We start from the raw sequence: 25,846 nt of genomic DNA, 5'->3' as shown, positions 1-25,846 counted from the left end.
AGTTCCCGCGAAAGGACTGCATGCCGGACTACGACCCAGATCTTCTCAGCCTCGCCAACGACGTGCGCGTCGCGTGTCAGCGCATCTCCCGCCGGGTGCGGTTCGAGAGCACCAGCGACGTCGCGCCGCACCAGTTCTCGGTGCTCGTGTTCCTGCACTTCACCGGGCCCCAGACGCCGACGCAGCTGGCGGCCCGCGATGCGGTGAGCACGCCGTCGATGACGCGGACCGTGAACTGCCTTGCTGACAAGGGGCTCGTCGAGCGATCACCGCACCCGCAGGACGGCCGGCAGATCCTTGTGTCGCTCACCGACGAGGGGCGGCGGGTGGTTGAGCAGACCATCGCCAGCCGCGACACCTGGATGCTCGCCCACATCGCCACCCTGTCGCCCGAGCGGCTGGACCTGCTCCGTCGGGCGGCGGACATCCTGATGGAGGTGTCGCATGCGGAGTGACCGGGGGCGCATGTTCGCCTCGTTCGCCGTGCGCAACTACCGCGTGTTCTTCGCCGGGGCCCTGATCAGCAACATCGGAACCTGGGTTCAGCGCGTGGGTCAGGACTGGCTGGTCCTCACCGAGCTGACCGACGGCTCGAGCGCCGCGCTGGGCATGGTCACGGCGCTGCAGTTCCTGGCCATCCCGATCCTCGCCCCCTATGCCGGCGCGTTGGCGGACCGCCTCCCCAAGCGACGCCTGCTTCTGGTGACCCAGGTCCTCCTCGGGATCACGGCGCTGGCGTTGTGGGCCGTGGTGGCGCTGGGCGTGGTGCAGCTGTGGCACGTGTTCGTCTTCGCCTTCCTCCAGGGCGTCATCACCGCGTTCGACAACCCGGCGCGGCAGTCGTTCGTCTCCGAGCTGGTCGCCCCCGAACTCCTCCCCAATGCGGTGGGGTTGAACTCGACCTCATTCAACGGGGCCCGCCTCGTCGGCCCCGGAGCCGCCGGCCTCCTCATCGCCGCATTTGGTGTGGGCCCGACGCTGCTGATCAACGCGCTCAGCTTCGGGGCCATGCTGGCCGCGGTGGTGGCGCTCCGCCCCGGCGAGCTTCGCCCCTCCAGGCGGGTCAAGGCGAGGGGTGCCACCGTCGACGGTCTGCGCTATCTCCGCGACCGTCCGGACCTCGTGGTCCTCATGGTGATCGTGTTCGCCCTCGGCACCTTCGGCATGAACTTCCAGATCTACAACGCCACCATGGCCACTGAGGTGTTCGGAAAGGGGGCCCAGGAGTACGGGCTGCTCGGCACCGTCATGGCGATCGGCACGCTCGGCGCCGCGCTCGTCGCCACCCGGCGCACGCAGCCGGGCCTCCGCACGGTCCTGCTCGCGCTGGGCGCCTTCGCCGTCAGCACGGCCCTGCTGTCGGCAGCCCCCACTTTCGCCGTCTACGCCGTTCTCCTGGTGCCCTGCGGATTCTTCGCGCTCACCGTGATGACGACGGCGAACGCCGCGGTGCAACTCGGGACGGCACCGGAGTACCGGGGTCGCGTGATGGCCGTCTATGTGGCCATCTTCACGGGCGGAACACCGCTCGGCGCCCCGGTGATCGGCTGGCTCGGCGAGCTCTGGGGGCCCCGCGCCATGGTGCTCACCGGCGCGGTGGCCACCGGGATGGCAGCCCTGGCGGTGCTCGGCTACCTGGTGACGCACGACGGTGTCCGGCTCGCGATCGAGCGGGGGTGGCCGCTCCGGCTGCGCGTGTGGACCGCGCAGCGCGAGCCGCAGCCCGTGGGTCGCTGACGGGATAATTGACAGTTCAACTAAGACGGGCTAGTCTGGTTTCACGTTCAACGACCTACCGCACGCCGCCACGAGGAGACGCCCATGACCGCCACCGCCCTGAACCAGCTCGCCGGGACCTACACCATCGACCCCAGCCACACCGAAATCGGCTTCACCGCCCGCCACGCCATGGTGACCAAGGTCCGTGGCGCCTTCACCGACTTCTCCGGCACCGCCTCGACGGGCGCCGGCCTGAGCTCCCCGGCCCTCGACATGACCATCAACGCCGCGTCGGTCTCGACGGGAAGCGCGGACCGCGACGGACACCTTGTCTCCGCGGACTTCTTCGACGTCGAGCAGTACCCCACCATCCGCTTCGCCTCCTCCAGCGTCACCGCCCCTGCTGACGACACGCTGCGCGTCGAGGGCGACCTCACCATCAAGGACGTCACGCGCCCGGTGGTCATCGACTTCGACTACGACGGCGTGGCCACGGACCCGTTCGGCAACGAGCGCGTCGGGCTCTCCGGCTCGGTCATGGTCAACCGCAAGGACTTCGGCCTGGTGTGGAACGCGGCGCTGGAGACCGGTGGCGTCCTCGTCTCCGAGAATGTGAACCTGGTCTTCGAGGTGTCCGCCATCAAGGACCCCGAGGCGTCCGCCGAGGCGGTCGCCGACGAGACTGTCGCGGTGGAGCCGGCCCCGGCCCCGGCCGCCCCAGCCACCGAGCAGGCGGCCCCCGCAGCTCAGGCTGGCTTCGCGGGTTGGCTCAAGAGGCTCTTCGCCTGAGCGGTCAAACCACCTCACGCTCATGACGCGACAGGCGCCGCCCACATCGGGCGGCGCCTGTCGCCTATGTGTCGAGGGCCTCAGCAGAGGGCGTCGATGATCTCGTTCAGGGTCTGCGACGGGCGCATCACCGCGACCGTCTTCGCCTCGTCGGGGCGGTAGTAGCCCCCGATGTCGGCGGGCTTGCCCTGCACGGCCAACAGCTCCTCGACGATGACGCTCTCGTTCGAGGCCAACGCCTCCGCCACCGGTGCGAACACCCCCGCCAACTCGGCGTCGTCGGTCTGGGCGGCCAACTCCTGGGCCCAGTACATCGCCAGGTAGAAGTGCGATCCGCGGTTGTCGATGCCGCCGAGCTTCCTCGTGGGCGACTTGTCCTGGTCCAGGAAGGTGCCCGTGGCGCGGTCCAGCGTGGAGGCCAGGATCCCGGCGCGCGCGTTGCCCTCCGTCTGGGCGAGGTGCTCGAACGACGCGGCCAGTGCCAGGAATTCGCCGAGCGAGTCCCACCGGAGGTAGTCCTCGGCGACGAGCTGCTGCACGTGCTTCGGGGCGGACCCACCGGCGCCGGTCTCGAACAGGCCTCCGCCGGCCATCAGCGGCACCACCGACAGCATCTTGGCGGAGGTGCCCAGCTCGAGGATGGGGAACAGGTCCGTGAGGTAGTCGCGGAGCACGTTGCCGGTCACGGAGATGGTGTTCTCACCCTTGCGGAGGCGTTCGACCGTGAACTTCGTGGCCTCCACGGGGCTCATGATCTCGATCTGGAGCCCGTCGGTGTCGTGATCTGCGAGGTAGGCGCGCACCTTCTCGATGAGCTGACGGTCGTGCGCCCGCTCCGTGTCCAGCCAGAAGACCGCCGGCCATCCGGTGAGGCGGGCGCGGGTCACAGCCAGCTTCACCCAGTCCTGGATGGGGGCGTCCTTGGTCTGGCAGGCCCGCCAGATGTCACCGGCCGCGACCGTGTGGCTCATCAGTACCGTGCCGGACTGGTCCACGACCTCGACCACGCCGTCCGACGCGATCTCGAAGGTCTTGTCGTGCGAGCCGTACTCCTCGGCCTTCTGCGCCATCAGACCGACGTTGGGCACGGTGCCCATGGTGCGCGGATCGAAGGCGCCGTGGGCCTGGCAGTCCTCGATCACGGCCTGGTACACACCAGCGTAGGACGAGTCCGGGAGGACGGCCAGCGTGTCGGCCTCCCCGCCGTCGGGGCCCCACATGTGGCCCGACTGCCGGATCATGGCGGGCATCGATGCGTCGACGATGACATCGGAGGGAACATGCAGGTTGGTGATGCCCTTGTCCGAGTTCACCATGGCCAGCGTCGGTCCGTCGGCAAGGCCCTTCTCGAACGCTGCCCTGATCTCGGCCCCGTTCGGAAGCGCGTCCAGCCCTGCGAGGATGGCGCCGAGCCCGTCGTTGGGGGACAGGCCCGCCGCGGCGAGGTCCGCGCCGTAGCGCTCGAACACGTCGGGGAAGAACGCCCGGATGACGTGGCCGAAAATGATGGGGTCCGAGACCTTCATCATGGTGGCCTTGAGGTGGATGGAGAACAGCACCCCCGATTCCTTGGCAGCGGCCACCTGGGTGCGCAGGAACTCATCCAGCGCCGCGGCCCGCATGACGGTGGCGTCGATGACCTCGCCGGCGAGCACGGACAGGCCGCTCTTGAGCACGGTCTCCGTGCCGTCGCTGGCGCGGTGCCGGATGGTGAGGGTGTCTGCCGACGGGAGGACCACGGCCTGCTCGTTGTGGCGGAAGTCGTCGGAGTCCATGGTGACGACGGCGGTCCGGGACTCGGAGGTCCAGGCGCCCATGCGGTGAGGGTTCTTCTTGGCGTAGTTCTTCACCGATTCCGGCGCGCGGCGGTCCGAGTTCCCCTCGCGCAGCACGGGGTTGACCGCCGAGCCCATCACCCGGTCGTAGTGGGCGCGGACGTCGCGGTCCGCGTCGCTCTGGGGGTCCTCGGGGTAGTCCGGCAGCTGGAAGCCCTGGGACTGCAACTCGGCCACGGCGGTCTTGAGCTGCGGCACGGAGGCCGACACGTTGGGCAGCTTGATGATGTTGGCCTCTGGTGACTTCGCCAGCTCGCCGAGCTCAGTCAGGGCGTCGTCGACCCGCTGGTCCTCGGGGAGGGTGTCGTTGAATTGGGCGAGGATCCGCCCCGCCAGTGAGATGTCGCGGGTCTCCACATCCACACCGGCCTGGCCGGCGAAGGCGTTGATGATGGGGAGGAACGAGTAGGTGGCGAGCAGCGGGGCCTCGTCGGTGAGGGTGTAGATGATCTTGCCCATGTTGCGATGAACTCCTCGAGGGTTGGATGCCTCAGCCTATCGCTGCCGGGGATGCGTTCGACGGCGGCGAACGCCGCTGCCCAGCGACAGTGCGCTCTTTGGAGGAACCCGCCGGATTGGGTAGCCTGTACCCCACGAGTATCTGACAGATTCCGCGGCCAACCCGCGATGGACAAAGCAAGGGGGTCGACCCGATATGGGGCGCGGCCGTGCAAAGGCGAAGCAGACTAGGGTGGCCCGCGATCTGAAGTATCGCTCGGTGTCCACCGATTTCACGTCCCTGGAGCGCGAGCTCAGGGGCGATGCTGTCGTCGACGAGACCAACAACGACATCCCCGAGGCCTACGCAGAGACGACGGGCGAGGACGACGACTACGACGACGATCAGTTCGAGCGCCACACCTCCTGAGGCTCCGCACCCGTGGGTGCCGGACACCGAGCTGCCTGGTTACGAGCAGCTGGTCATTCCTCTGCCGGAGGAGCCGACGTACGCCCTTGAGCCTGAGGGCAGTCTCGTTGCCACGCTCGTGCGGCGCAACGCACCCACGGGTCGTCGCGCCGTCCTGTATCTCCACGGCTGGAATGACTACTTCTTCCAGGCCCACCTGGCTGACGAGATGGCCGGCCAGGGCTACGACTTCTACGCCGTGGATCTTCGCCGCTACGGCCGGTCGCTGCGCGGCAAGCAGTTGGCCGGCTACATCGTTCACCTGACGGACTACTTCCACGAGCTTGACCGGGCTCTCGCCATCCTCGTCGACGAGGGGCACGACGACATCGTGCTGATGGGCCACTCGACGGGCGGCCTCATCGCCTCCCTCTGGGCGGACCAGCGCCCGGGCGTGTTCTCGGCGCTGATCCTCAACGCGCCCTGGCTGGAACTGCAGGCCAACTCCCTGCTGCGCCCAGCCACCCAGCCGATGTTCAGCGCTGCCCGCGCCGTCGTGGCCACCACGGCCCTGCCGCAGATGGACACCGGCTTCTACCGCCGAACCATCTCGAAGGCGGAGGAGGGCGAGTGGGCGTACAACGCGAACCTCAAGGGTGACCCGGCGTTCCTGATCCGGGTGGGGTGGATGGCGGCCATCCTCGAGGGGCACGCGAGCGTCGCCGCCGGCCTCTCCATCGACTGCCCCGTGCTGGTGGCCGTCTCCGGGCGAAGCGACTTCCGGCGGGTGTGGGCCGAAGAGTTCCGCCTGGCGGACGTCGTGCTGGACGTGGACCGGATCGCGGACCGCGCCCCCCAGTTGGGCAACTTCGTCGTCATTGCCCGGATCCCGGATGCGGTCCATGACCTGGTTCTGTCAGGGGCCGACGTTCGGGCGAAGGTGTTCGCGGAGTACTCGCGCTTCCTGCGCTGCTACGCCCGCTGATCTCGCCGCAGGTTCTGCCAAACTCGGCATCTACTACTACGCGTAGCACTACTATGCGTCGTAGGAGTGATTGCCTTGACCGCGAAGACCGGCGTCCGCGCCTGGATGACGAAGCCGCGGCTGCTCATCGCAGCAGCGGTGTTCGTCGTGGGTTCGCTCATCGGCGTCGGCCTGTTCACCTTCGTGTACGCCCGCGGCATCTCCTACCTCGGCAACGACCCGGCATCCTGCGTCAACTGCCACGTGATGGAGCGCCAGTACGACGCCTGGCTGGCGGGTAGCCACACCAATGTGGCGACGTGCAACGACTGCCACGCTCCCCACGACAACCTCGTCAACAAGTACTACGTCAAGGCCGACAACGGGTTCTGGCACGGGTTGAAGTTCACCACCGGCTGGTACCCCGAGAACATCGAGATCCGTGATTCCAACCGGGCGGTGACGAACGAGGCGTGCCTCTACTGCCACTCGGATTTCACGAGCGATATGCGAATGACAGCCGGCAGCGAGCAGGTCAACTGCACCCGTTGCCACGTCGACGTCGGGCACAGGAGCAGGTGAGGCACATGACTACCACCGAAGAACCCCAGGCAACGCCGGAGAAGAGGAAGCGCAACCGCTGGATCGGCATCCTCATCGTGGCGATAGCGATCACCGCCGTCGTCACGGCGGGCATTACCGCGCTGCTGGCGAACGTCATCGAGCGCATGGGTGAGGCCAGCGACTCGTTCACGAAGGTGGTCGAACTCGACGATACCGTCGTGGACCCGGCTGTCTGGGGGCAGAACTTCCCCGCCCAGTACCAGTCCTACCTGGAGACGCAGCAGATGGGGGGAACCACCCACGCGGGTTCGGTCGAGCAGGAGCGCACGCCCACCGCGACCGATCCGCGGACCATCGTGTCCACCAGCAGGCTGGAGGAGGATCCGCGGCTCACGGACATGTGGGCCGGCTACCCGTTCTCCGTGGACTACCGCCACGCCCGCGGGCACGAGTACATGCTCGAGGACCAGCGCTACACCCTGCGGGTCACCGAGTTCGACCAGCCCGGCACCTGCCTCAACTGCCACGCCTCCACCGTCGCGCTCATGGACGAGCTCGGCGACGGCGATCGCGAGGCCGGTTTCACGGCGATGAACCAGATGTCCTACGCGGATGTCACCCAGCTCGTCGAGCACCCCGTGGCCTGCATCGACTGCCACGACCCCGAGACCATGGAACTGCGGATAACCCGCCCGGCGTTCGAGAAGGGGATCGCGGCGCTCAAGGCCAGCGAGGGTGTGGAGGACTACGACGTCAACCGTGACGCCACGCGTCAGGAGATGCGCAGCTTCGTGTGCGGCCAATGCCACGTGGAGTACTACTTCGAGAAGGACACCAAGGAGCTGACGTTCCCCTGGACCAAGGGCCTGGACATCGACCAGATCTGGGAGTACTACCTGAAGGACGGTCACAAGGACTTTGAGCACGCCACCACGGGAGCCCAGGTAGTCAAGGCGCAGCACCCCGAGTTCGACATCTTCTGGTCCAATTCGGTGCATGCGGCCAACGGCGTCAGCTGCGCCGACTGCCACATGCCCTACGAGGCTGAAGGCGCGAGGAAGGTCACCGACCATCACATCCAGTCGCCGCTACTGGCCGTGAACTCCTCCTGCATGACCTGCCACCACACCAGCGAGGAGGAGATGACCGAGCGCGTTGTGGGCATCCAGGATGAGTTCATCGGCACCCGCGACGTGGCCTTCGACTCGCTCGTGGCGCTGATCCGGGCACTGGAGACGGCGCAGACGGACGGCACCCCGGCGGAGGCGATCGAGCAGGCACGCGAGTTCCAGAACAAGGCGAGCTTCTACCTGGATTACGTGTACTCCGAGAACTCCTACGGGTTCCACGCGCCGGCCTACATCCAGCGGATCCTCGCGGATTCGCTCGACGCGTCGCGCAAGGGTCAGCTGGTCCTCAGCGGCGTCGACGTCACCACTCTGGAGCCCTCCGACATCAGCGCGGAGAACGAGAAGAAGTCCGAGGAACGTGGAGCCTGACACCAGCGCGCGGCCCGGGGCCCCCGACACGGTCGAGGGCCCCGCGGACGCGCACACCCAACTCCTGCTGGACTTTCTCGCCACGGCCCCTGGGCCGCTGCGGGACTGGGCCGACGCCCGCGCGGACGAGGCACGAGCGCTCGCCTCGTCAGCGCAGCCGGAACCCCCGTCGATCACGCCCACCGGGGTCCACGACGCGGCAGACCTCGCCTTGGCCGAGCTGGGGGAGCACGACGACGAGCCCCGCCGTCGCCCCGTCGTCCACACGCCGGCGGACAAGCCAGCGGCCCTGGTCACGTCGGTGCCCAGAAAGTCCGGGTTTCTCATGCCATTGCTGGGCGTGCTGCTGGTTGCGGCGGTGGTCTACGGGGTGTTCCGGCTGGGTCTCCCCGCGGACACCGCGGCTCCCGCGACCACGGAGGCAACCCAGGCGTCGGCCACCGACAGCGTGGCCCGCAGGGCCGAGCTGGAGGCCACGCTGGCGGACAGCCCGGAGGATGTCGCAGCCAACCTCGAACTCGGCGTGCTCACCTTCAACGACGGTGATGTGAAGCGGGCGGAGCAGCTCTGGACGACGGTGACAGAGGTGGACCCCAGCAATCCGCAGGCCTGGTTCAACCTGGGTTTCGTCCACCTGTCGGAGGATCCGCCCAACGCCGAGGCGGCTCAGGCCGATTGGCAGAGGGTGCTCGACGTGGCGCCGGATTCGGACCTGGCGGCCACCGTGCGCTCCCACCTGGATGCGTTGGCCGCCTCAGTGGCCTCCCCGTCCCCGTCCAGCGAGGAGTGAGGGGCCGTGCGCGAGCTGTTCAGCTGGACCTACCGGGTTCTGCGTTCGAAGCTGCTGGGGGTTCTGGTCATCCTGGCGATGGCCGTGCTGTCGTTGCTGGGCACCCTGATCGTCCAGGCCCCCTCGGGGCTGGACACCCTCGCCAGAGCAGACTGGCTGGAGTCCGTGCGGCCCCGCTACGGCGGATGGACGTCCGTCCTCGAGTTCCTCGGCCTGTTCGGGCTCTGGACCTCCCCGCTGTTCCTCGCAGTGACGGCCCTGCTGGCGATGTCGATCATCGCCTGCACCGTGCACCGGCTTCCGCAGCTGTGGGAGCGGGCCACCCGTCCCCGGACGCATGTCACCGACAAGTTCTTCGAGCATGCGCAGTACCGGGCGGAGATGACGCTGCCGCTGAGTCCGCAGGAGGCGGACGGCCACGTGCGCTCCGTGCTGGGTGGCCAGCGCTACCGCTTCCTTGCGGATGAACGGCTCGCCGCCCCCGCCGTCGGCCTCTACGCCGACCGGTTCAGGTGGGGCCCCTTCGGCACGGCCATCGCCCATGCCGCCATGGTGGTCATCCTGGCGGCCTTCGGGGTGTCCGCGTTCACCGGCTTCGAGCAGAACCTCGACATCGCCGTCGGCGAGAGCGTCGAGGTGGGCCACGGCACCGGTCTCACGGTCACCGCCCAGTCCTTCAAGGACTCCTACGACGACGCCGGCCGCCCCACGGACTACGTGAGCCACCTCGTCGTCACCCGCGACGGTGCCGTGCTTGATGCCCGCGACGTCCGGGTCAACTCGCCGCTGGTGGTGGAGGGCACCGCGCTTCACCAGGCCTCCTTCGGGATCGCGGCCCGCATCCGCATCGCCGACGATGCCGGCGCCACCCTGTTCGAGGGATCGGTCCCGTTGAAGTGGCAGAGCAACGACGGGCGCTACGCCATCGGCAAGGTCACCCCGGAGGCCGCCGGCACCGAGGTACTGGTCGTCACGCCCGCCTCCGGTGCGGTCGACGCGGCCATCACCGCGGGGAGCGCCGTCTTCGAGCTCTACGACGTGGCCAGCGGCGAGAAGATCGACGTGTTGCCCGTGGAGCAGGGGGAGACCGCTTCCGGGGACGGGCTGCAGCTGACCTTCGAGCGGGAGCAGCGCTACACCGGCATCATCGCTCGCCAGGACCCGGGGGCGATGTGGATGTGGGTGGGCTCGGCCCTGCTGGTGATCGGCATGACGATGACCTTCACGCTGCGCCACCGCCGCCTCTGGGTGCGCGCCGTGCCGGAGGGGGATCACACGATGCTGCGCATCGCCTCCGCCGAGAAGTTGGACACCACCTTCGAGCGGCACTTCCGTGCCCTCGTGGAGCAGATCGACGCGACCGCCCCGGACGCTGCTGAGAAGGAGCCTGTTGATGCTCGAGTTCGCTGAATATCTGGTCACCGCCGCCGCGGTCTTCGTCCTGCTGGGCCTGGTCAGCGGCATCGCGCTGGTCACCTCGCGCCGCAGGAATCCCGTTGCGACGGTCAGCGTGCGCGCGAAGGTCAGTGTGGGTGGTGCCGCGTTGGCTCCCGCGCAGTCCGAGGCGCCCGTGCAGGCCGGACGGGGCACCAGTCTGGGGTGGTACGCCACGGCGTTCCAGGTGATCGCGCTGCTGCTGCTGACGGCCTACATGGCGATCCGGATGAGCCTCACCGGGCACGGGCCGTTCGCGAACCAGCACGAATTCGCCGTCGCCTTCACGTGGGGGATCCTGTTGGTCAACCTGTTCTTCGGGTTGCGCTACCGGATCAGGATGCTGTCGCTGGTCGTGCTGCCCGTGGCGGCGGCCATGCTGGTCTACGCGCTGAGCCTGGACACCGGGGTCCGGCCCTTGATCCCTGCCCTTCAGAACAACCTGCTGCTGACCCTGCACGTCGGATTCGCCATCATTGCCTACGGCGCCGCCTGCGTGTCCTTCGGCGCGGCCGTGCTCTACCTTCTCCACCCGCACATCACCCGCGTCCACCTGCCGCGGCAGGAGGTCCTTGACGATGTGGGTTACCGGGCGGCCGTCATCACCTTTCCTCTGCTCACCATCATGATCGTGCTGGGCTCGGTGTGGGCGAGCACCGCGTGGGGTCGCTACTGGGGTTGGGACCCGAAGGAGACCGCAGCGCTGGTCACCTGGCTGGTCTACGGCGCGTTCCTGCACGCCCGGGTCGTGCGGGACTGGCGAGGCACCAAGGCCTCCTGGCTGCTCGTGATCGGGTTCCTCACCATCCTGTTCGCCTACTTCGGCAACCACTTCTTCGGAGGGTTGCACTCTTATGCCTAGCAACCGGGCCCGGGGGCGCCTCCTTGGCACTCTGGGGCTCGCTGTGCTCGTCGCGCTGGTCGTCGGCGGTATCTACCTCATCAAGGGTGGGGCGGCCAGTGAGGCGGCCTCCACGGGGCAGGCGGTGCCGCTCCAGGGGCCGTCCGTCGGGGCCCTCGCCCCCGGATTCAGGGCATTGGACATCGACGGGGCCCCGGTCTCGCTCGAGGACTATGCCGGCCGACCCGTATGGCTGCTGTTCCAGGCCACCTGGTGCTCGATCTGCCGCGCGGAGCTTCCTGACGTGGAGGAGGCGTCGGATCGCATCGACGTGGTGGCCATCTACCTGCGCGAGGACCGCGAGCTGGTGACCGACTACGCGGCGCGGATGGGGCTGAGCATCACGAGCGTGCCGGACCCGATCGGCGAGATCTCGCTGCGTTACCTCGCCTCGTCAGTGCCGACGCACTACTTCATCAACGCCGACGGGACGGTGGCGGACATCCGCAAGGGTGCGCTATCCCCGGACGAGATCGATGAGGCCCTCGCGCTGCTCAGTGTGGGCTAGAACCGAAAGAACCCCGCCGGGGCGGGGGATCGGTGGCCAGGGCCGGGATCGAACCGGCGACCTTTCACTTTTCAGGCGAACGCTGCTACCAGCTGAGCTACCTGGCCAGATGGCCGGGCGTTTAAGCCGACCTAGCGACCCCGACGGGACTCGAACCCGCGACCTCCGCCGTGACAGGGCGGCGCGCTAACCAACTGCGCTACGGGGCCAATTTCTTGACCTGCTGGCCGTGCCAGCCCGGTAACTATAGCGTGAGTGATTCCCTCAAGGGAAATCGACCGAAACGCCTTGTCGTTACCGTTTCAGCCCACTCCGCGGGGGAGTGGGCAGGAGCATCCCCAACGGGATTCGAACCCGTGCTGCCGCCGTGAAAGGGCGGAGTCCTAGGCCGCTAGACGATGGGGACCAGCTAGGCAGAGTCTAGAGACTCGCGGCGGGACCGCGCAAACGGGGGGCGGAAACTGGAGCGAGTTGAGGGCCTGTGGGACGTGCGGAACGGCGCCACCCTGGGGGGAAGGGCGACGCCGTTCGCACCGACCCAGCTTACCCGTAGGTGTTGATGTGGACGTGGTTGTAGTGGTTCGCGTTGTCGCTGCCACGGTCTGCCATCAGCCGCCACCCCTCGCTGGAGCGCTGAACCGACCAGATCTTCTGCGCGAAGATGATGTAGTTGATGTTGTACTTCGAGGCGTTGGCCTTGTAGTAGTTCGCGATCTCCCAGCCGAGGGCCTGGTTGCTCGAGTAGCTCGGGATCATCACGTCGACGGCGCGGCCCGCGGGGTGGTCCGGCGTGACATCTTGCCGCCAGCCGTACATCGTCTTGATCGCGGGGTAGCGGTTCCAGATGTCGCGGACGATGGCCTGGACGTTGGCGTTGGTCTGGTCGAGACCGCTCGAGTAGCCGCGGTTGAGGGTGGTGCTGCTGCCGCTGGAGGCCGTGCTCTCGGAGGGTTTCGTCGTTGACAGGTAGCGGGCCGTCACCCAGCGGACGGCGCCGTTGACGACGGCCTGGGCCCGCCCGTTGGTGACCAGGCCGGTGACCCGCACCTCGCCGCCCCTGGGGATCTCGCCCACGTAGGAGGTTCCGCTGCTTGCGGTCCAGATGTTGAGCACCGTCGTGGCGTAGCGGACGGTGGTGGCGGGCAGGGCGGGCGCTGTGGGGGCCGGCGTGCTGGCGCTCACGGCCACCAGATACTTCGCGTTGACCCACCTGACGGCGCCCTTGTAGACCACCTGGGCCATGCCGTTGGTCACCACTCCGGTGGTGTCGAGGATGGTGCCAGCCGGCACGTCGCCGAGGTTGACGAAGCCGGTGTAGGGCGTGGTGCGGATCATGAGGGCGGCAGTGGCCCGCCCCTTGCCGGTGACTGCAGGGAGTTGGCCGTAGGCGGCCGCGGCGGTCGCGCTGATGTACTGCGAGGCGGCCCACAGAAGCTTGCCGTTGTGGGACACCTGGACGTAGGCGCCGCTGACCTTTCCGGCGAGCTGGAGTGCTGTGCCGCGCTGGACGACGACCGAGACTGCGTCGGACAGCGAGGGCCCGACGCGCAGGTTGAGGTTGGCCGTGGTGTACACGGTGCCGGTCGATGAAGTGGTGCTGCCGTTGGAGGTGGTCGACGACGGCGTCGAGGCGGCGGTGCCTCCGTTGAGGTAGGCGCTGGCGACGTAGGCCGTCCGCCCCTGGTAGGTCACCGTCGTCCACCCGTTGGAGGAGCCCTGGCTGGGAAGGCTCTGGCCCTTCTGCAGGACGGCCAGGCGCGTGCTGGAGACGGTGGGGGCTGTGCGGATGTTGACGTTGGTGGTGGCGGTCACGTTGGCGATCTCCGCGTCCGCCGCCGGCCCGATGGCCAGCGTGCCCAGCCCTTGGACCAGGACGGCGATGCCTGCCGCGGCACCGATGCCGCGCAGGCCTTTGAATGCTGTTCTCACGTCTCTCCTCGCACTTACTTCGGGAGGTCGGACGTGCCGCTTCCTCGGGGCTCCGTAGCCCCCGACACGTCCGGCCACTGCCCCGGAGACTAAGAGCGATCCTCATGATCGGACAACGAGCGCTGAGAATTGGGTGAGAGGATGCAAGCCGACACGTCGTCTGCGGGGTAAGAATTACAGCCGTGGGATTTTGGGGGATGGTGACGTTCTCAATGGACTTGACTAGGCATTATGGTGGAGCGCCTGGCCGAAAGTTCAGGCTGAGTGTGCAGTGAGAAACTCTTGGATGCCTCAGAATCAAGGTGAGCTCAACTCTCGGTTGAGGTTCACTGTCATGGGTTGAGGTTCAGGGAAGATCCCGGGGGTCCACCCAGGTCCGCTTGAGGGTGCTGAACCATGTGGCGGCCCGCCCGTATGCCTGCTCGGGGAGGTAGCCCGATCTCAGATCCTCGGACGGGACCGGGGCGACGCCCAGGAGTTCGGCCAGCCGCGTCCTGTCGCGGGAACCCGCCACTGCGGCCACCACAGGCAGGGCGAGCGCCCTGCGATTGGCAGTCAGCGCCGTGAGCACCTCAGGGTGGAACCCGGCGGCGACGATGGCCAACGGGTGCTCATCACTGGCCCTGCCCAGGGGGGCGAGGAGTTCGCGCATGGCTGTCACGTCGCCGTCGACGACGAGGATCAGCGGCTCGCTGTGCGCGGCGCCGTCGCGGTGGTTCGCGAAGTCTGCATGGGCGTGCCCGAATCCGAACCCTTCGCCCGCGGGCGAGAGCGGGGCCGGTCCACGTCCGGACGCAGGGGCGGGCATGGCGTCGATCTCGTCCTGCGTGAGGTAGTGCGGAACGTGGCGGTCCACGTCGTCGAGGCCGCGTCGCGGGGCGGGCTCGTCGGCGCCGGTGGCGCGGCGACGCGAGCGGCGGTCAGCCAGCGCGGCGAGCGCGAGCAGCGCGCCGCCGAGGATGACGGCGACGATGAACCAGGACCACGCGGGCATGTCCCCAGCCTGCCACGACCTGGGACCGGTACACTGCTGACGCCCCTATAGCTCAGTAGGTAGAGCAGTGGACTTTTAATCCATGGGTCGCGGGTTCGAGCCCCGCTGGGGGCACCGCTGAAAGGCTTCTGACTAGGGGCGCAACCTGAATGATCGGTAGTGCTGCGCATTCCCGGCGGTCCGTGGTCACAAACTTGGTCACAAACCGTGGAGAATCGGTCATCTTCGCCACTATCCGGTAGCTGTCGCGAAGATGCTCCCGGCCACTGTGGCGGCTGCCCCGGCGGCATCCTGGTCGGTCACCAGGTAGAACCGCTGGTAGGTCTGCACGTCGTGCCCCAGCAGGGCGGCGCCCTGGTTCGACGGGACCCCAGCCTCCTCCAGTGCAGTCGCCAGTGTGTGGCGGGTCGCGTGGATCGCGCCCGGGAAGGGGACGCCCGCCTCGGAGCAGAGCGTCTTGAAGCGCCACGAGAGCGTGTCCGGGTGGACCGGCTCGCCCAGCGAGTCGCGGATGACCAGCCCGTCGGCAGGCTGCCCCTGCGCCAACCACAGCGCCCGCAGCACCGCGCGGGTGCCGGGGTGGAGCGTCTCCACGGCCACGCGCCGGACGGAGTTGGCCGTCTTGGGTGCCCCGATCGCCGTTGAGCGGCCCGGGCCTGACGCCGTGCGGCTCGCGCAGATGTCAACCGTCCCCTGTTCGATGTCAACCGAGCCCCAGTCCAGCCCCAGCACCTCAGAGCGGCGGAGTCCGCAGAGCGCGAGCCTCATCGCAGCCGGAACCCACGGCTCCGCAGCGAGCCGTGCGGGAGTGGCGTAGGCCGAATCCACGTAGGCGCGGAAACCTTGGAGCTGCGCCACCGTCCAGCGCTGGGACTGGCGAGTCTTGGCCGGTTTGCCCTGGACCTTCGCGAGCGCCGCGGGGTTGCCCTGAAGCCAGCCCTCCCGCTGGGCGAACTTGAACGCCTGTCGCAGCGCGCCCAGCGCGTACGTGCGGCTGCGGTGGCTGAGCGGCTTGCCCTTGATCCCTCCGACGGTGGCGAGCTTCCGCAGGGCTGCCTCGATGTCGCTGGGAGTCAACTCCCGGGCCCGTCGATCACCGATCAGCTGAAGCGGTGACACGAGTGTCAACCGGTAGCCCTCCAGCGAGCTGGGGCGCAGTCCGCCGGGGGTTGAGGCCTCCGCCTCGCGGTGCGCCATCCAGCGCTCGCAGACCTCGCGAACCGTGAGCAGCGACGGATCGCCAGCCTGCCCGGTAGCAGCGAGCCCGCGCATCTCGTCCACCCACGCGCGGGCCCCCTCCAGCGTGTTGAAACGTCGCTTGAGCTGACGACGCTTCCCGGCGACCCGTCCAGCAACGACGGCCACGAACCGCACGCCCGCCCGCGAGGACTCGCGCCGGATCGGTTCGGTCCAGGTGGGGCACTGCGGGCAGGTGAAGCCGACGATGCCCCCGTCCTGGTGGATCGCAGTCCAGTCCTTCTTCACGGTGCCGCGTCCGGTCCCGCAGGCGGGGCAGCGCTTCATCGCGTCGGCGGGGAGAGCGGCCCGGTTGCCGCTCATCGCCACCACCGGCTGTCGTGCGCTTCGTCGTCGTCGTCCACGTCTTCGTCCCAGCGGGGCTCCAGCGCCCGCGGGACGCTGCTGTAGGGCTTATAGTCCTGGAGTTCTGCGAGTGCCGTCCACACGCCGTAGTAGGCGCGCCAGCGGCCCGGGTGGTTGCTGGCCTCGATCGCCACGTCCTTGAAGTGCGAGTCGTAGTTGACGCCCATCACGGCGCGGTGCATGACGTCGGCCACTTCGCGTCGGTCGATGCGCGCGCGGTAGCGGTAGTCCGCCCCGTCCGCGGTGAACAGCTCCGCACCGGGGAAGGTGTCGGTGATGTCGTCCGCGACGCGTGCGCGGACTTGCAGTTTGCTGGCGTCGTCACGGTCCTGGACCAGTGAGACGAAGCCCTTTTCAGAGAAGATCCACATCTTGTTCCTTTCGTCGGCCACCCGCCGGGGGCAGCAATCCTTCTTTTCTAGCCCTGGCTACTGCCTTAGCCGCCTGGTCCCACGTGGTCTCGCCTTTTGGGCCGTTGCCTTCGTACCCGGCTTCATCCAGCGCACGCTGGACTGCCCGTACTCCCTGTCTGCCGCCGGTGAGATAGGCGCCAGCCACAATCGCCAGCAGTTGGGGCGTGAGCTTCGGCGGGCGTCCCCGACGTGGACGGGTACTGGGGGCTCCCACCTTGCTGAACCTTTCGAACACATCCGGCCGCTCCGCCAGGATGTCGGCGACCTCCGATCCCGCCTCTCGGGAGCTGAGCCACTCCAGCGCCTCCTGTTCCAGTGCGCCTAGGGGGATCAGCCGCATCAGATCGGTTGACATGGGTCGGGGGGCCAACTGCGGAGGGGAAACGGTCTCGTAGGGCGTGACGAAGTCCTCAGGAGTGGTGCGGACGTCTACGCCGCCGACGTACAGCTTGCGGTCGCGCTCGTAGATCTTGAGGTGAACCTCTACATCGACGCCGGATGCCCACGGGTGGATGTAGAGGCTGGGTTCCGGTAGGACCCGCTCCAAGCGCTGGTCTCGCCGTGTCAACCGGTGCCATCTGAAGTAGGCAACGAAGGTGACTGGTGGCTCGCTCATGGCATGAATCTAGCATGAGAGCCCCTCGGGACTCAAAAGCTATGCCGATAATGGCGCGCCATAAGCACTAGTTGTCGCGGGTTGACAGGCTTGTAATAAGCGCTTTAGTGCGTGGCTGGGTGGGTGCACACTGAATTCATGACGACGACACACACCACCGAAGCGGCTCGCCACCTGGCGCTCCGCGAGTACTGCACAACCGGCCGGGCGCTTGAGCTGCGCAAGGCTGCCCGGATGCCGATCGCTGTTGTCGCCCGCTCAGTGGGCGTCGATCAGTCCACTGTGGGCCGCTGGGAGCGCGCTGAGCGTGTCCCCGTCTCAGGTGGCGCAGCTTTCGCCTACTTGGAGCTTCTGCGTTCTCTGGAACGAGCACAGCGATGAGCGCGACCGCCACGCCCCTTGCTGATATCCGCCATCTCGCGAGCCTGCCCGTGTGGCACCGCACCGCTCCCAGCGCGGCCTCGGTGATGGGCCTGTCCCGCGACAGCGCCTACCAAGCCGCCGCCGCCGGTGAGCTACCTGTAATCCGCGTGGGGCGACTGCTCCGCGTGCCGGTCCCGGCACTCCGCCGGATGCTCGGCGACATCTGAGAGGAACACAAGAATGTCAACCACGAAGGAGCAGACCATGAAGAAGTTCGAAGGGTTCAAGCGCGACCTGGGCGGATACATCGCAGCGATGGACTGCCCGGTGAAGCAGGGCGAGAACACGGTGCACCAGGTGATCGGCACCGACGCGCAGGGGCGGTGGGTCGTCAAGAGCGTCCACGGGAAGGTTCGCACCATCTCCCCGGACGAGCCCCACGTCCTTGTGGCGGACCGGTCGCAGTTCGACCTCGCCCAATGGCAGCTCGCTGAGCTTCTGGCCCGGGAGGAGCGGGCGGCTCGGAAGGAGACGGACGCTCAGGTCAGCTACCTGCTGGGCGCGTTCCGCAAGGACTGGGCGATCTACATCGCCCGCGGTCTCCACGGCATCAAAGATCACGTCTGGGACACGCAGCTGAAGGCAGTCAAGGAGCTGGTCGAGTCAGGTGAGGCTCGCGTCCTCCACCAGGACAAGAAGTGCGCCTACATCGCCCTGGCGAAGCCCTACCTGGACTTCGAGCCGGTCCCCGTTGCCCCAGTTCAGCGCATCTGGGTGGCGGGGACCTCGGTGGGCACCGGAACCAGATGGCTTCTCGGCTGGCTCAGTGAGCGTCCGGTGGTGCATCAGCTCACCCGCTGGGGTGTGGACGTGGCCGTGGTGGAAGGCGGCGTCTGGACCAAGCCGCTGTCCGGGGACCGCGACGTCTGGATCGCTGAGCGGTTGGCCGAGCAGGCGGACGCGGCGCGGCGAAGCGAACTCAAGAACGCGCTGGAGGCCATGCGCGGGCGGCTTGCCGTCGAGATCTCGGTCCGCCCCAAGGACGACTCAGAGCGCCTGCTCCTGGACGCCCTGGAGCGCGAGGGCTTCGTGGTCTGCCTTGACCGCGACTACGTCCTGAACGCCACCACCACCAACTAACCAGAACAAGAAAGCGCCCCGGCGACTAACCGGGGCGCTTTCCCACACAAGGAGCTGAACCTAATGGAAATCTTACCATCCGCCCCGCTCGGATCCCCCCTTTGACCTCGCGGCCGAGTACGCGGAGATCTTCGGCTCGATGGAGTGCCCCGACTGCCCGCCCACAGAAGAGGAATGGGCTGAGTTCGAGAAGTTTCAGAGGGAAGAGGGGGCCAACTGGAAAGACTCGCAGGCTGAAGGCAATTCAAGCCGGGAAGCCCCCAGCGAACAAGACATCGCCGCGTCGGAAGCCGAAGCCGAGGCGAACGGCGCCGCAGGGCTGGACTTTCTTATTGACCACGAGCCACGCACAAACGAGCACAACGTCAACGCCGCCTTGGATGACGCGATAGGGCGTGTCAACTGGTCGAACCTGTTGCTGAGCGAGCCGGAACCTATTGAGTGGCTCGTGCCCGGGGTTCTGACGCGGGGTGGTCTAATGACGTTGTACTCCCCTGCGGGCATCGGCAAGTCCCTGTTGGCTTTGGAGTGGTCTGTGAACCTCGCGCTGGGTGGCGAGATCTTTGGTCAGAAGGTGCCGCAGAAGAGGGTCCTGTATGTGGATCTGGAGAACGACCAGCACCTCATACGCGCTCGCCTGATGTCGTTGGGCATCAAGAGTCCTGATCAGGCCGCAGTCCTTGATCAGCAGCTCATCTACAGCCTCTACGGCGACTGGCCCATGCTCGATACCCTCCAGGGCGGCATGGCGCTTGTGAAGGCTGTGGAGGCGTACGGGGTGGATGTAGTGGTCATCGACACCACCCAGAGGGTCATCTCGGGGCGTGAGAATGACTCGGACACGTTCCGCCACTTGCACGCCTTCACCATGCGCGAGTTGAAGAAGCGGGGGGTCTCAATCATCAGGCTCGACCATGCCGGTAAGGATGCAGAACGTGGCACCCGTGGATCGTCGGGCAAGAACGACGATGTGGACCTCATCTACAAACTCAGCCACGTCGGCGGTGAGCGGTTCCGCCTCACGCGCGAGAAGAACCGCCCCGGCCTGTCCGGTGAGGCGACTCTGAACCTCATGCGCCTAAGCGACCCGCTGATCCATGTGCTCGCGGGCTCCGTCGGGGTTCCGGGCTCGGATGTGGCCGAGTGGTCGGATGCCGTCGTAGAGGCGATCGAAGTCTTGGACGACGCTGGCGTGCCGAACGACTTCGGTCGCGAAAAGGCGCGGGGGAAATTGCAGCCGCTCGCTATCTCATTCTCCAATGAGGTGCTTGCACAGGCGGTGAAGCATAGGAAGGCCCGTGATGGGGCTTAGGCACCTGTCCGCCCCCCCACACTTCGTGTGTGGGGGCTGTCCGGGACAGGTGCTAAATACGCCGTGCGGTCAGCTGCGGACAGTCGCGGACAGGTCTGGACAGGTCGCGGACAGCTTCTGCGGACCGGACAGGTCGAGCCTTCCCGGACAGGTTTCGCGGACAGGTCCAGGACCCCACGACGGCGTAGATCACTCGTCACGCCCCGTCAGTCAATCAACAAGAAGGAGAGAAACAGAGATGAACAACGACCAGGAACAGCAGCTTTACATCTTGACCCGCAGCACCGCTGGTCGATCAACCTCGAAGCTTCCGCCAAAGTGCGGGGCTGGCTTGAGGAAGCTGCCCGCACCACGAAGCCTGACCGCGTCCGGTTCCCGGTCAACCCCGCCGACATTTCAGACGCCGAACTGATTGCGACGTACCCGCGCCCGGAAGCGCCGCGCCACGGCACCGAGGCGACCCGGAGAACTGGAACATTCCGTGGCTGCGAGGCCTGGAGGACTGGCGCTGGGCGCAGATAGTGCGCTGCTTCATCGCCATCAACGGCGGATGGCCGCTGCCCCCGCCCATCACGTGGCACCCCGAACAGCGCGCCGCCAATATCTCGGAGTATCTCCGCGCCAAAAGAGCCTACGACCGAGGCGAGGGTCCGCGACCGGTCCCCAGTTCGATCGCACTGCGCCGTCTGCAACGCGATCTGGACGAAGACCTGGCGTTGAAGCTCAGCTCCGAATCGGGACCGCGGTGATCTACAGGCGGAGACGCTCTTTTCGAGCACGAGCGGCGTTCCCGGGGGAGCATCCGGGCGTGACCGCGGCGCGGAGGATCCTCGCGGAAGGAGCCCCCCGGGTGCTGGCGCCGCGCCCGACCGCCCGCCAGCTGTACCCGGCTGTGGAGTTCTGGTTCGCTGAACAGGAGCGCGCCGCGAGAGCGCTCAGGACTGCTGCTGCGGCGCCCCCTACCGTCAGCGGCAGCCGGACCTCCAAGGCCCGCACGAAGGCACTGAGGCCCTCCCAGCGTCCGCCGCTGGCGAAGCCCCCGAGGACCCCGAAGCCGCCCTTCGAAGGGCAGTGCGAAGGGACCAACTCCCGCGGGACGCGCTGCCGCCTGCTGGCGCTCCAGGACGGGCGGTGCGACTTCCACGGCTAGCTGTGCCCGTAACCTCCGCCCGCCACATCGCGATCATCGCCCGGTCCCACCACCGGCTCGCTGGAATCTGCGGTGTTGATACCCGAAAGGCAATGCGCCCCCGTCTCAAGAAGGTGGTGGCTGAAGCGCCGGCTGTCAGAGGACTGACTACCGCGGCTCGTCCGTGTCATCTTCGGGGACGGTCTCGGCGTCATGTATTTCGTTCTCGTCACTGGTTACTACTTCAGACATTCGAGGCTGCGGATGGTGCTGTTCGGCGATGATGGCGAGTGGCTGACCGAACCAAGCAGAGGCATCTGCGACGAGTTCCTTGCCGTCTGAATAGAAGCTGACCAGCATGCTCAGCGCAACAGCTATTCGGCCCAACCTCTTCATCCACGGCTTGGGTGAGAGTCTTTGCCAGAGTCCCCTGTTCAAAGCGACGTCGCCTAGGACGGCCTTTGCGGCAGTCTCAACAGGTCGAGCACCGTCCTGGGGCGCTGCCTCCAGGGCGCGAAGCAACTCCTGAATGAGTGACTTCACGTGTCGGCGCTCCGTCGGACTCAGATCTTCGTCTGACTCGACGTCCTGCGCGACTACCTTGATCTCTGCGAGGTAGCGGACTCGTTCGTCCTCGGCCATCGGGTGTTCGGGAATGCTCGGGTGGGCGAGGGCGAAGTTGTGGGCAAGGCGGGCCACCTCTTCAAGGACCTTGTCGTCCAACCGCATGAGGCCAGGCGCGTAGTCAGTGACGGGCGACCCCGCCTTGTACGACATGTCGCCGGCTGCAAGCAGCGCGGCGCGGCGGTGCGGAACAGTCCTGGGCAGTGAATCCAGCACTTCTGTCACCCACTCCGTCCGGTTCGCCAGAGCGGGGGACCATTGCGTGCTATCAGTCACTGCCCCATCATCGCAGAGGGATGAACAGATCCCCCTGGACGGGTGCAGGCTCTGGTTGACACGTCTCGCGAGATCTTGGGAGCCGGTTGACATGCTGTCGAAGCGGACCCCTGGGGCCGGACTACTGCAGTCCCACCGCGGGTACCGCCTCCGTCTCCATTCCGGGGCGCGGGCCCTTCGCCGTGATCCGCGCCACAGTCTCTGCCGAAACGGGCGACCCGTCAGTGCGCCGATCATCTGCCCCTGCAGGAACATCGAGAAGCTGCTAAAGGTCGGCGGCGGGACCTGCAACCGGGATAAGGCCCTCGACATCAGCGAGATGGAAGCCGACCACATCACACCGTGGTCGAAGGGGGGGGCAAGACCTCGGCGGACAACTGCCAGATGCTGTGCCTTGACTGCAACCGGCGCAAGGGCGGGGTCTAGCCCTGCCGTCACAGTCATTCTCGCCGTGCGGGATGCCTGGCTGCTACTGCTGGTGCTTGAGCGCGGCGACGATGGCAGCGGGCGTGATCCGGAAGAGGGCGAGCGCCCACACGACCGTGGCGGCAGCTTGGCGGAACTGGGCGTCGGTGGTGGCTTCGATCGACCAGTTTGGGCTGGCGTCCCAGGGCGGTTCCAGCGGGGAGTCCACGAGCAATCGCCACTCCTCCTGAGCAGAGAGCCGGTGGCCCGGGGGCAGGAACCTGTTCGCGGAGACCTCCACGAGCAGATGGGGGCCCTGGTCGAGCCACTGGGCGTAGACATCCCCGAACACCAGATGGCGGGCGCCGGGGTCGCCCCTGGCGGCTCTGAGGGCCGCTTCTAGAGCGTTGATGGCGTCCTCCTCGCTCGTTTGCGGGGGCGCGGGTGAGGACGGGGCAGGGGCTCCGATCTGCCTGAGCACGCTCCGGGCCTGAGCGTCGGTCAGCTTCACCAGCAGGTTGGGGTGACTGCCCGACGCATGGGTAACATCCTCGATGGGTTGCCACCCATCGGTGGCGGAGAAGGACTCGGAACCTCCATGAGCGGTCCGGATGAGGGCGAGGACCGCGCCTTTGTCTAGCGAGTCAACCGCCGCGAAATAGACCCAGGTGCTAGCGCTTGGAGTCACCGTGATTCAGCCTTCTGGAGGGTGACGGTTTCCCAGAGCAATTCGTCCATGGGGCCGAGGAGGTCTGTGAGGGTCGCGATAGCTTCAGCCAGTGGTTGGCCCCGCAGGAGGGCGTAGGCCAGGGCAACAGTGGGCGTGCGGTGCTGGGCGGCGACACAGTGGACCAGGACCCGCTCCCCGTGGTCCCGGAACCGCTTGATAGTGCGGGCGGCGTCTTCAATGGTCCAGGCGAGGTTCGAGTTGTACTCAGGGTCGTCGGAGTCCACAAGCCAGACATGCGCATGCTTGTCCGAAGCGACTCCCGCAGCGGCGGTGTCAACCGCGCCCACTCGCGAGAGGCTGACCACCGCGGTCACGCCAAGTTCGACGCATCGTGCGAGGTCGGCCTCGGTGCCGAGGAGCACGTCGGGGTCTGCCGGGTGAGGGACGGCTAGTTGCCTGCCCAGTCCGGACAACATGGACGCGGTCCCCGGCCACACGGGGTCCTCCTTCTGGGTTGCGGTGCCTAAGGCCAGCCGGATCAGGTCCTGGGCTCGCAGGCCCGGCCAGCCGTGGACACGGCGGGCCAGATCGGTGGATAGCCCGGAGACGCCGTACCTCGCGCCGAGGAGTGCACCGGCGATGGCCGCCACGGTGTCGGTGTCGTGACCAATGGAGATGGCCGTCTGGAGGGCGAGCTCGACATGATCGGGCCCCTCGATGTGTCTCGTGGAGTGGATCGAAGACCATGCGGCCTGCATCGCGGTGATCGTGTAGCCGTTCTTCGCGAAGTAGGCCGGCGGTCGGTTCTCGGCCTCGTCTATGATCGCGGTCAACTCAGCGCGGCGGTTCTGGGGAAGGAGGTCTAGGCCGGCGCGGACGTCGAAACGCCCCTCGACCACCGCGACCCGGACCGCCTCCGACCACAAGACGCACGAATCCAAGCATCGATCATCGGCGTGGGTCAGACCAGCCACGCGACGAGCGGCATCCGCAGTGGCCTGCCGGTCGTCGAGCGAGACGAGGCCGACGACGCCCGTGCGCATCAACGCGCCGTTTCCGGCCCGTCCCTCGCGAGCGGCGTGCTGGGCAGCATTGGTCATACGCGTGGCGAGCGCGCCTTTGCTACGGCGGGCGGCGTGCAGCACCGACGATGTCTGAGCGCCGATGTCCGAGGCTCCGCGCTGCTGCCAGTCCAGGAAGCTCCTAGCGACGGCGTTCAGCGCCTTGGCGGTCCGCAGGTCCGAGCCGGTCGCGGTGACCTGCGCGATGCAGATCGCCATCTGCGTGTCGTCGCTCCACTCCCCGGGGGCGTAGGGGCCGAGGCCCCCGCCTACCATGCGGGCCTCACCCGCGCGGATGGGGCTGGCGAACTCGTAAGGTACGCCGAGGGCGTCGCCGATGGCCTGGCCCAGCAGGACGCCCGCGGCGCGGTCGGTGATGGTTGAGGTGAGGTTCAAGGCATTCTCCTTGGGGTTGGTTGGAGACCGGCGGGGTCGGGTGCCCTGCTGGTTGAGATCGTTGAGGGCGTTGTTGACACGCCAGGTGGCCGGTTGAACGGTTGACACGATTGCGATGTCCACCGCCCTGGTTGACATCGACGATGACTCGCTCGCTTACTCCGCGGAGTCGAGCACTGCCTTGACCGTCGAGGCGTGCCATCGAGCCCCGCCCTGGGCGGTCGGCACTTCGTCGGCATTTAGGGCGTCGGCGATGCGCCGAAGCGATTGACCTTGCGTGCGGGCGGCGCGAATGCGATCAACGACCGCGGTCGCCATTGTGCGGGGTCGCCCCATCCGCACGCCTTCCGCAACGCGCTGCGCCATGCCCTCGCGTGTCCGTGCGCCAATCAACTCGCGCTCGTACTGGGCAGCGCTGGCTAGGACGTTCGCTGTGAAGCGGCCAGCCGGGTCGCTGGTGTCGAGGTTGGGGGACAACAAAGCCAAGCCCCACCCCTTCCTCGTCGCCCGGTCAAGCAAGCCCGCGAAGTCACTCACGGAACGGGAAACCCGGTCGAGTCGGATCGCCATCAAGTAGTCGGCCTGCCCTGCGTCGAGCCGAGCCAGCGCAGACTGCAGTCCGGGACGGTTCAGCGACTTGGCACTTTTGCCTTCGTCCGCAACCACCTCGACAGCCCACCCGCGCTTGTCCGCTTCAGCAACCAGCGTGGCCCGTTGGGCGTCCAGCGATGCACCTGTCTCGACCTGCTCCGCTGTGGAGACACGCACGTAGGCGAGCGCCAGCGGTCGCTCGCCTACCTGGATGGGTGTCTTCATGTATATGAGTGTACAGCAATGGGTCGATTGCTGTACACCGCTACTCGGCCACCTCCGGCTGGGGGACCTGCTGGGATGCCGATACGGTAGTTCGGATTCCGCGTCTTGGGCGGGCGGCGTGGGAGTAGCCAAACGCCGATCCGCGGTTCAGTGCGCGGGCGCATCAGGGGGTTCCGAGTGGTGGTGGTTAGGCTCACGAGGCCAGGGGGAGGGCGGTCAGGATGTCGGATGCAAGGGCTGCGCGTCCTTC

General features: G+C 67.3%; 26 protein-coding genes and 4 tRNA genes. 17 read left to right on the top strand and 13 right to left on the bottom strand.

Features of this window, described 5'->3' with window-relative positions; translation table 11 throughout:
- Positions 1 to 20 precede the first annotated feature (20 nt).
- The 3 genes from H5398_RS03445 (at position 21) to H5398_RS03435 (ending at position 2,508) form a co-directional block, all read left to right on the top strand.
- Positions 21 to 455, top strand: coding sequence for a MarR family winged helix-turn-helix transcriptional regulator (locus tag H5398_RS03445; protein WP_182799032.1), 435 nt, complete (start codon positions 21 to 23; stop codon positions 453 to 455).
- A complete protein-coding gene (locus H5398_RS03440) occupies positions 445 to 1,737 on the top strand; it encodes an MFS transporter (RefSeq protein WP_182799031.1) in 1,293 nt (430 codons plus the stop codon). The genes H5398_RS03445 and H5398_RS03440 overlap by 11 nt, the downstream gene beginning before the upstream one ends.
- An 84-nt stretch (positions 1,738 to 1,821) precedes the next feature.
- Positions 1,822 to 2,508, top strand: a complete 687-nt coding sequence (locus H5398_RS03435; protein WP_182799030.1) for a YceI family protein — start codon at positions 1,822 to 1,824, stop codon at positions 2,506 to 2,508.
- Positions 2,509 to 2,588: 80 nt separating this feature from the next.
- On the opposite strand, the gene H5398_RS03430 is transcribed toward H5398_RS03435, so the two are convergent.
- A complete protein-coding gene (locus H5398_RS03430; protein WP_182799029.1) occupies positions 2,589 to 4,802 on the bottom strand; it encodes an NADP-dependent isocitrate dehydrogenase in 2,214 nt (737 codons plus the stop codon).
- Positions 4,803 to 4,998: 196 nt separating this feature from the next.
- On the opposite strand from H5398_RS03430, the gene H5398_RS03425 reads away from it, so the two are divergent.
- The 8 genes from H5398_RS03425 (at position 4,999) to H5398_RS03390 (ending at position 11,850) form a co-directional block, all read left to right on the top strand.
- Positions 4,999 to 5,211, top strand: coding sequence for a DUF3073 domain-containing protein (locus H5398_RS03425; protein ID WP_182782278.1), 213 nt, complete (start codon positions 4,999 to 5,001; stop codon positions 5,209 to 5,211).
- 16 nt (positions 5,212 to 5,227) lie between these two features.
- Positions 5,228 to 6,175: an alpha/beta hydrolase gene (locus H5398_RS03420; protein ID WP_182799296.1), complete on the top strand. Its 948-nt coding sequence runs from the start codon at positions 5,228 to 5,230 to the stop codon at positions 6,173 to 6,175.
- 75 nt (positions 6,176 to 6,250) lie between these two features.
- Positions 6,251 to 6,736 (top strand): cytochrome c nitrite reductase small subunit, encoded by a 486-nt coding sequence (nrfH, locus tag H5398_RS03415; RefSeq protein WP_255422096.1) that lies wholly within the window; start codon positions 6,251 to 6,253, stop codon positions 6,734 to 6,736.
- Between the two features lie 5 nt (positions 6,737 to 6,741).
- Positions 6,742 to 8,217 (top strand): ammonia-forming cytochrome c nitrite reductase subunit c552, encoded by a 1,476-nt coding sequence (locus tag H5398_RS03410; protein WP_182799028.1) that lies wholly within the window; start codon positions 6,742 to 6,744, stop codon positions 8,215 to 8,217.
- Positions 8,207 to 9,007 (top strand): hypothetical protein, encoded by an 801-nt coding sequence (locus H5398_RS03405; protein ID WP_182799027.1) that lies wholly within the window; start codon positions 8,207 to 8,209, stop codon positions 9,005 to 9,007. The genes H5398_RS03410 and H5398_RS03405 overlap by 11 nt, the downstream gene beginning before the upstream one ends.
- Before the next feature lie 6 nt (positions 9,008 to 9,013).
- Positions 9,014 to 10,417, top strand: coding sequence for a cytochrome c biogenesis protein ResB (locus H5398_RS03400; RefSeq protein WP_220489115.1), 1,404 nt, complete (start codon positions 9,014 to 9,016; stop codon positions 10,415 to 10,417).
- Positions 10,401 to 11,303 (top strand): c-type cytochrome biogenesis protein CcsB, encoded by a 903-nt coding sequence (gene ccsB, locus H5398_RS03395; RefSeq protein WP_182799026.1) that lies wholly within the window; start codon positions 10,401 to 10,403, stop codon positions 11,301 to 11,303. Before H5398_RS03400 ends, ccsB begins: the two co-directional genes overlap by 17 nt.
- Positions 11,296 to 11,850: a TlpA disulfide reductase family protein gene (locus H5398_RS03390; protein WP_182799025.1), complete on the top strand. Its 555-nt coding sequence runs from the start codon at positions 11,296 to 11,298 to the stop codon at positions 11,848 to 11,850. The genes ccsB and H5398_RS03390 overlap by 8 nt, the downstream gene beginning before the upstream one ends.
- A gap of 33 nt (positions 11,851 to 11,883) precedes the next feature.
- Here H5398_RS03390 and H5398_RS03385 read toward each other — a convergent pair.
- From H5398_RS03385 to H5398_RS03365, 5 genes are all read right to left on the bottom strand, one after another.
- Positions 11,884 to 11,957: transfer RNA gene (locus H5398_RS03385), tRNA-Phe, on the bottom strand.
- 28 nt (positions 11,958 to 11,985) lie between these two features.
- A tRNA-Asp gene (locus H5398_RS03380) sits at positions 11,986 to 12,059 on the bottom strand.
- 124 nt (positions 12,060 to 12,183) lie between these two features.
- A tRNA-Glu gene (locus tag H5398_RS03375) sits at positions 12,184 to 12,256 on the bottom strand.
- Between the two features lie 137 nt (positions 12,257 to 12,393).
- Positions 12,394 to 13,779 (bottom strand): SH3 domain-containing protein, encoded by a 1,386-nt coding sequence (locus H5398_RS03370; RefSeq protein WP_182799024.1) that lies wholly within the window; start codon positions 13,777 to 13,779, stop codon positions 12,394 to 12,396.
- Between the two features lie 346 nt (positions 13,780 to 14,125).
- Positions 14,126 to 14,773 carry a hypothetical protein gene (locus H5398_RS03365; RefSeq protein ID WP_182799023.1) on the bottom strand — a complete coding sequence of 216 codons (648 nt, stop codon included), beginning with the start codon at positions 14,771 to 14,773 and terminating at the stop codon, positions 14,126 to 14,128.
- A gap of 41 nt (positions 14,774 to 14,814) precedes the next feature.
- Between H5398_RS03365 and H5398_RS03360 the strand changes: the two genes are divergently transcribed.
- Positions 14,815 to 14,887: transfer RNA gene (locus H5398_RS03360), tRNA-Lys, on the top strand.
- A gap of 117 nt (positions 14,888 to 15,004) precedes the next feature.
- Here the strand turns inward: H5398_RS03360 and H5398_RS03355 are convergent.
- Genes H5398_RS03355 through H5398_RS03345 form a run of 3 tightly spaced genes read right to left on the bottom strand, consistent with a single transcriptional unit; the run spans position 15,005 to position 17,404 of the window.
- Entirely contained in the window at positions 15,005 to 16,333 is a 1,329-nt protein-coding gene (locus tag H5398_RS03355; RefSeq protein ID WP_182799022.1) for a tyrosine-type recombinase/integrase, read from the bottom strand.
- Complete coding sequence (locus H5398_RS03350) at positions 16,330 to 16,746, bottom strand: hypothetical protein (protein WP_182799021.1); 417 nt, start codon at positions 16,744 to 16,746, stop codon at positions 16,330 to 16,332. The genes H5398_RS03355 and H5398_RS03350 overlap by 4 nt, the downstream gene beginning before the upstream one ends.
- Entirely contained in the window at positions 16,730 to 17,404 is a 675-nt protein-coding gene (locus H5398_RS03345; RefSeq protein WP_182799020.1) for a hypothetical protein, read from the bottom strand. The genes H5398_RS03350 and H5398_RS03345 overlap by 17 nt, the downstream gene beginning before the upstream one ends.
- 138 nt (positions 17,405 to 17,542) lie before the next feature.
- Between H5398_RS03345 and H5398_RS03340 the strand changes: the two genes are divergently transcribed.
- The 4 genes from H5398_RS03340 to H5398_RS03325 all read left to right on the top strand — a co-directional run bounded on the left by H5398_RS03340 (position 17,543) and on the right by H5398_RS03325 (position 20,219).
- Entirely contained in the window at positions 17,543 to 17,785 is a 243-nt protein-coding gene (locus tag H5398_RS03340; RefSeq protein ID WP_182799019.1) for a helix-turn-helix transcriptional regulator, read from the top strand.
- Positions 17,782 to 17,994: a transcriptional regulator gene (locus H5398_RS03335; protein WP_182799295.1), complete on the top strand. Its 213-nt coding sequence runs from the start codon at positions 17,782 to 17,784 to the stop codon at positions 17,992 to 17,994. Before H5398_RS03340 ends, H5398_RS03335 begins: the two co-directional genes overlap by 4 nt.
- 37 nt (positions 17,995 to 18,031) lie before the next feature.
- Positions 18,032 to 18,907 (top strand): hypothetical protein, encoded by an 876-nt coding sequence (locus H5398_RS03330; protein WP_182799018.1) that lies wholly within the window; start codon positions 18,032 to 18,034, stop codon positions 18,905 to 18,907.
- Between the two features lie 139 nt (positions 18,908 to 19,046).
- Positions 19,047 to 20,219: an AAA family ATPase gene (locus H5398_RS03325; protein ID WP_182799017.1), complete on the top strand. Its 1,173-nt coding sequence runs from the start codon at positions 19,047 to 19,049 to the stop codon at positions 20,217 to 20,219.
- Between the two features lie 1,297 nt (positions 20,220 to 21,516).
- Here the strand turns inward: H5398_RS03325 and H5398_RS03320 are convergent.
- Entirely contained in the window at positions 21,517 to 22,188 is a 672-nt protein-coding gene (locus H5398_RS03320; protein WP_182799294.1) for a hypothetical protein, read from the bottom strand.
- A 402-nt stretch (positions 22,189 to 22,590) separates the two neighbouring features.
- Here H5398_RS03320 and H5398_RS17685 point away from each other — a divergent pair, with 402 nt between their 5' ends.
- On the top strand, positions 22,591 to 22,674 hold the full coding sequence (locus tag H5398_RS17685) for an HNH endonuclease (RefSeq protein ID WP_370586056.1): 84 nt from the start codon (positions 22,591 to 22,593) through the stop codon (positions 22,672 to 22,674).
- Positions 22,675 to 22,717: 43 nt separating this feature from the next.
- Here H5398_RS17685 and H5398_RS03310 read toward each other — a convergent pair whose 3' ends face one another.
- The 3 genes from H5398_RS03310 to H5398_RS03300 form a co-directional block, all read right to left on the bottom strand.
- On the bottom strand, positions 22,718 to 23,341 hold the full coding sequence (locus tag H5398_RS03310; RefSeq protein ID WP_182799016.1) for a hypothetical protein: 624 nt from the start codon (positions 23,339 to 23,341) through the stop codon (positions 22,718 to 22,720).
- A complete protein-coding gene (locus tag H5398_RS03305; RefSeq protein WP_255443524.1) occupies positions 23,338 to 24,780 on the bottom strand; it encodes an ADP-ribosylglycohydrolase family protein in 1,443 nt (480 codons plus the stop codon). The genes H5398_RS03310 and H5398_RS03305 overlap by 4 nt, the downstream gene beginning before the upstream one ends.
- A gap of 156 nt (positions 24,781 to 24,936) precedes the next feature.
- Positions 24,937 to 25,596 (bottom strand): recombinase family protein, encoded by a 660-nt coding sequence (locus H5398_RS03300; RefSeq protein WP_182799014.1) that lies wholly within the window; start codon positions 25,594 to 25,596, stop codon positions 24,937 to 24,939.
- Between the last annotated feature and the right edge of the window lie 250 nt (positions 25,597 to 25,846).

It is taken from the genome of Tessaracoccus sp. MC1679 (assembly GCF_014164775.1).
Classification (GTDB): domain Bacteria; phylum Actinomycetota; class Actinomycetes; order Propionibacteriales; family Propionibacteriaceae; genus Arachnia.
This window is presented reverse-complemented; position numbering and strand designations above follow the sequence as displayed.

Coding starts and splice junctions, on each gene's coding strand:
- H5398_RS03445 (WP_182799032.1), top strand. CDS start 21: ATGCCGGACTACGACCCAGATCTTCTCAGCCTCGCCAACGACGTGCGC.
- H5398_RS03440 (WP_182799031.1), top strand. CDS start 445: ATGCGGAGTGACCGGGGGCGCATGTTCGCCTCGTTCGCCGTGCGCAAC.
- H5398_RS03435 (WP_182799030.1), top strand. CDS start 1,822: ATGACCGCCACCGCCCTGAACCAGCTCGCCGGGACCTACACCATCGAC.
- H5398_RS03430 (WP_182799029.1), bottom strand. CDS start 4,802: ATGGGCAAGATCATCTACACCCTCACCGACGAGGCCCCGCTGCTCGCC.
- H5398_RS03425 (WP_182782278.1), top strand. CDS start 4,999: ATGGGGCGCGGCCGTGCAAAGGCGAAGCAGACTAGGGTGGCCCGCGAT.
- H5398_RS03410 (WP_182799028.1), top strand. CDS start 6,742: ATGACTACCACCGAAGAACCCCAGGCAACGCCGGAGAAGAGGAAGCGC.
- ccsB (WP_182799026.1), top strand. CDS start 10,401: ATGCTCGAGTTCGCTGAATATCTGGTCACCGCCGCCGCGGTCTTCGTC.
- H5398_RS03390 (WP_182799025.1), top strand. CDS start 11,296: ATGCCTAGCAACCGGGCCCGGGGGCGCCTCCTTGGCACTCTGGGGCTC.
- H5398_RS03365 (WP_182799023.1), bottom strand. CDS start 14,773: ATGCCCGCGTGGTCCTGGTTCATCGTCGCCGTCATCCTCGGCGGCGCG.
- H5398_RS03355 (WP_182799022.1), bottom strand. CDS start 16,333: ATGAGCGGCAACCGGGCCGCTCTCCCCGCCGACGCGATGAAGCGCTGC.
- H5398_RS03350 (WP_182799021.1), bottom strand. CDS start 16,746: ATGTGGATCTTCTCTGAAAAGGGCTTCGTCTCACTGGTCCAGGACCGT.
- H5398_RS03345 (WP_182799020.1), bottom strand. CDS start 17,404: ATGAGCGAGCCACCAGTCACCTTCGTTGCCTACTTCAGATGGCACCGG.
- H5398_RS03340 (WP_182799019.1), top strand. CDS start 17,543: ATGACGACGACACACACCACCGAAGCGGCTCGCCACCTGGCGCTCCGC.
- H5398_RS03335 (WP_182799295.1), top strand. CDS start 17,782: ATGAGCGCGACCGCCACGCCCCTTGCTGATATCCGCCATCTCGCGAGC.
- H5398_RS03330 (WP_182799018.1), top strand. CDS start 18,032: ATGAAGAAGTTCGAAGGGTTCAAGCGCGACCTGGGCGGATACATCGCA.
- H5398_RS03325 (WP_182799017.1), top strand. CDS start 19,047: ATGGAGTGCCCCGACTGCCCGCCCACAGAAGAGGAATGGGCTGAGTTC.
- H5398_RS03300 (WP_182799014.1), bottom strand. CDS start 25,596: ATGAAGACACCCATCCAGGTAGGCGAGCGACCGCTGGCGCTCGCCTAC.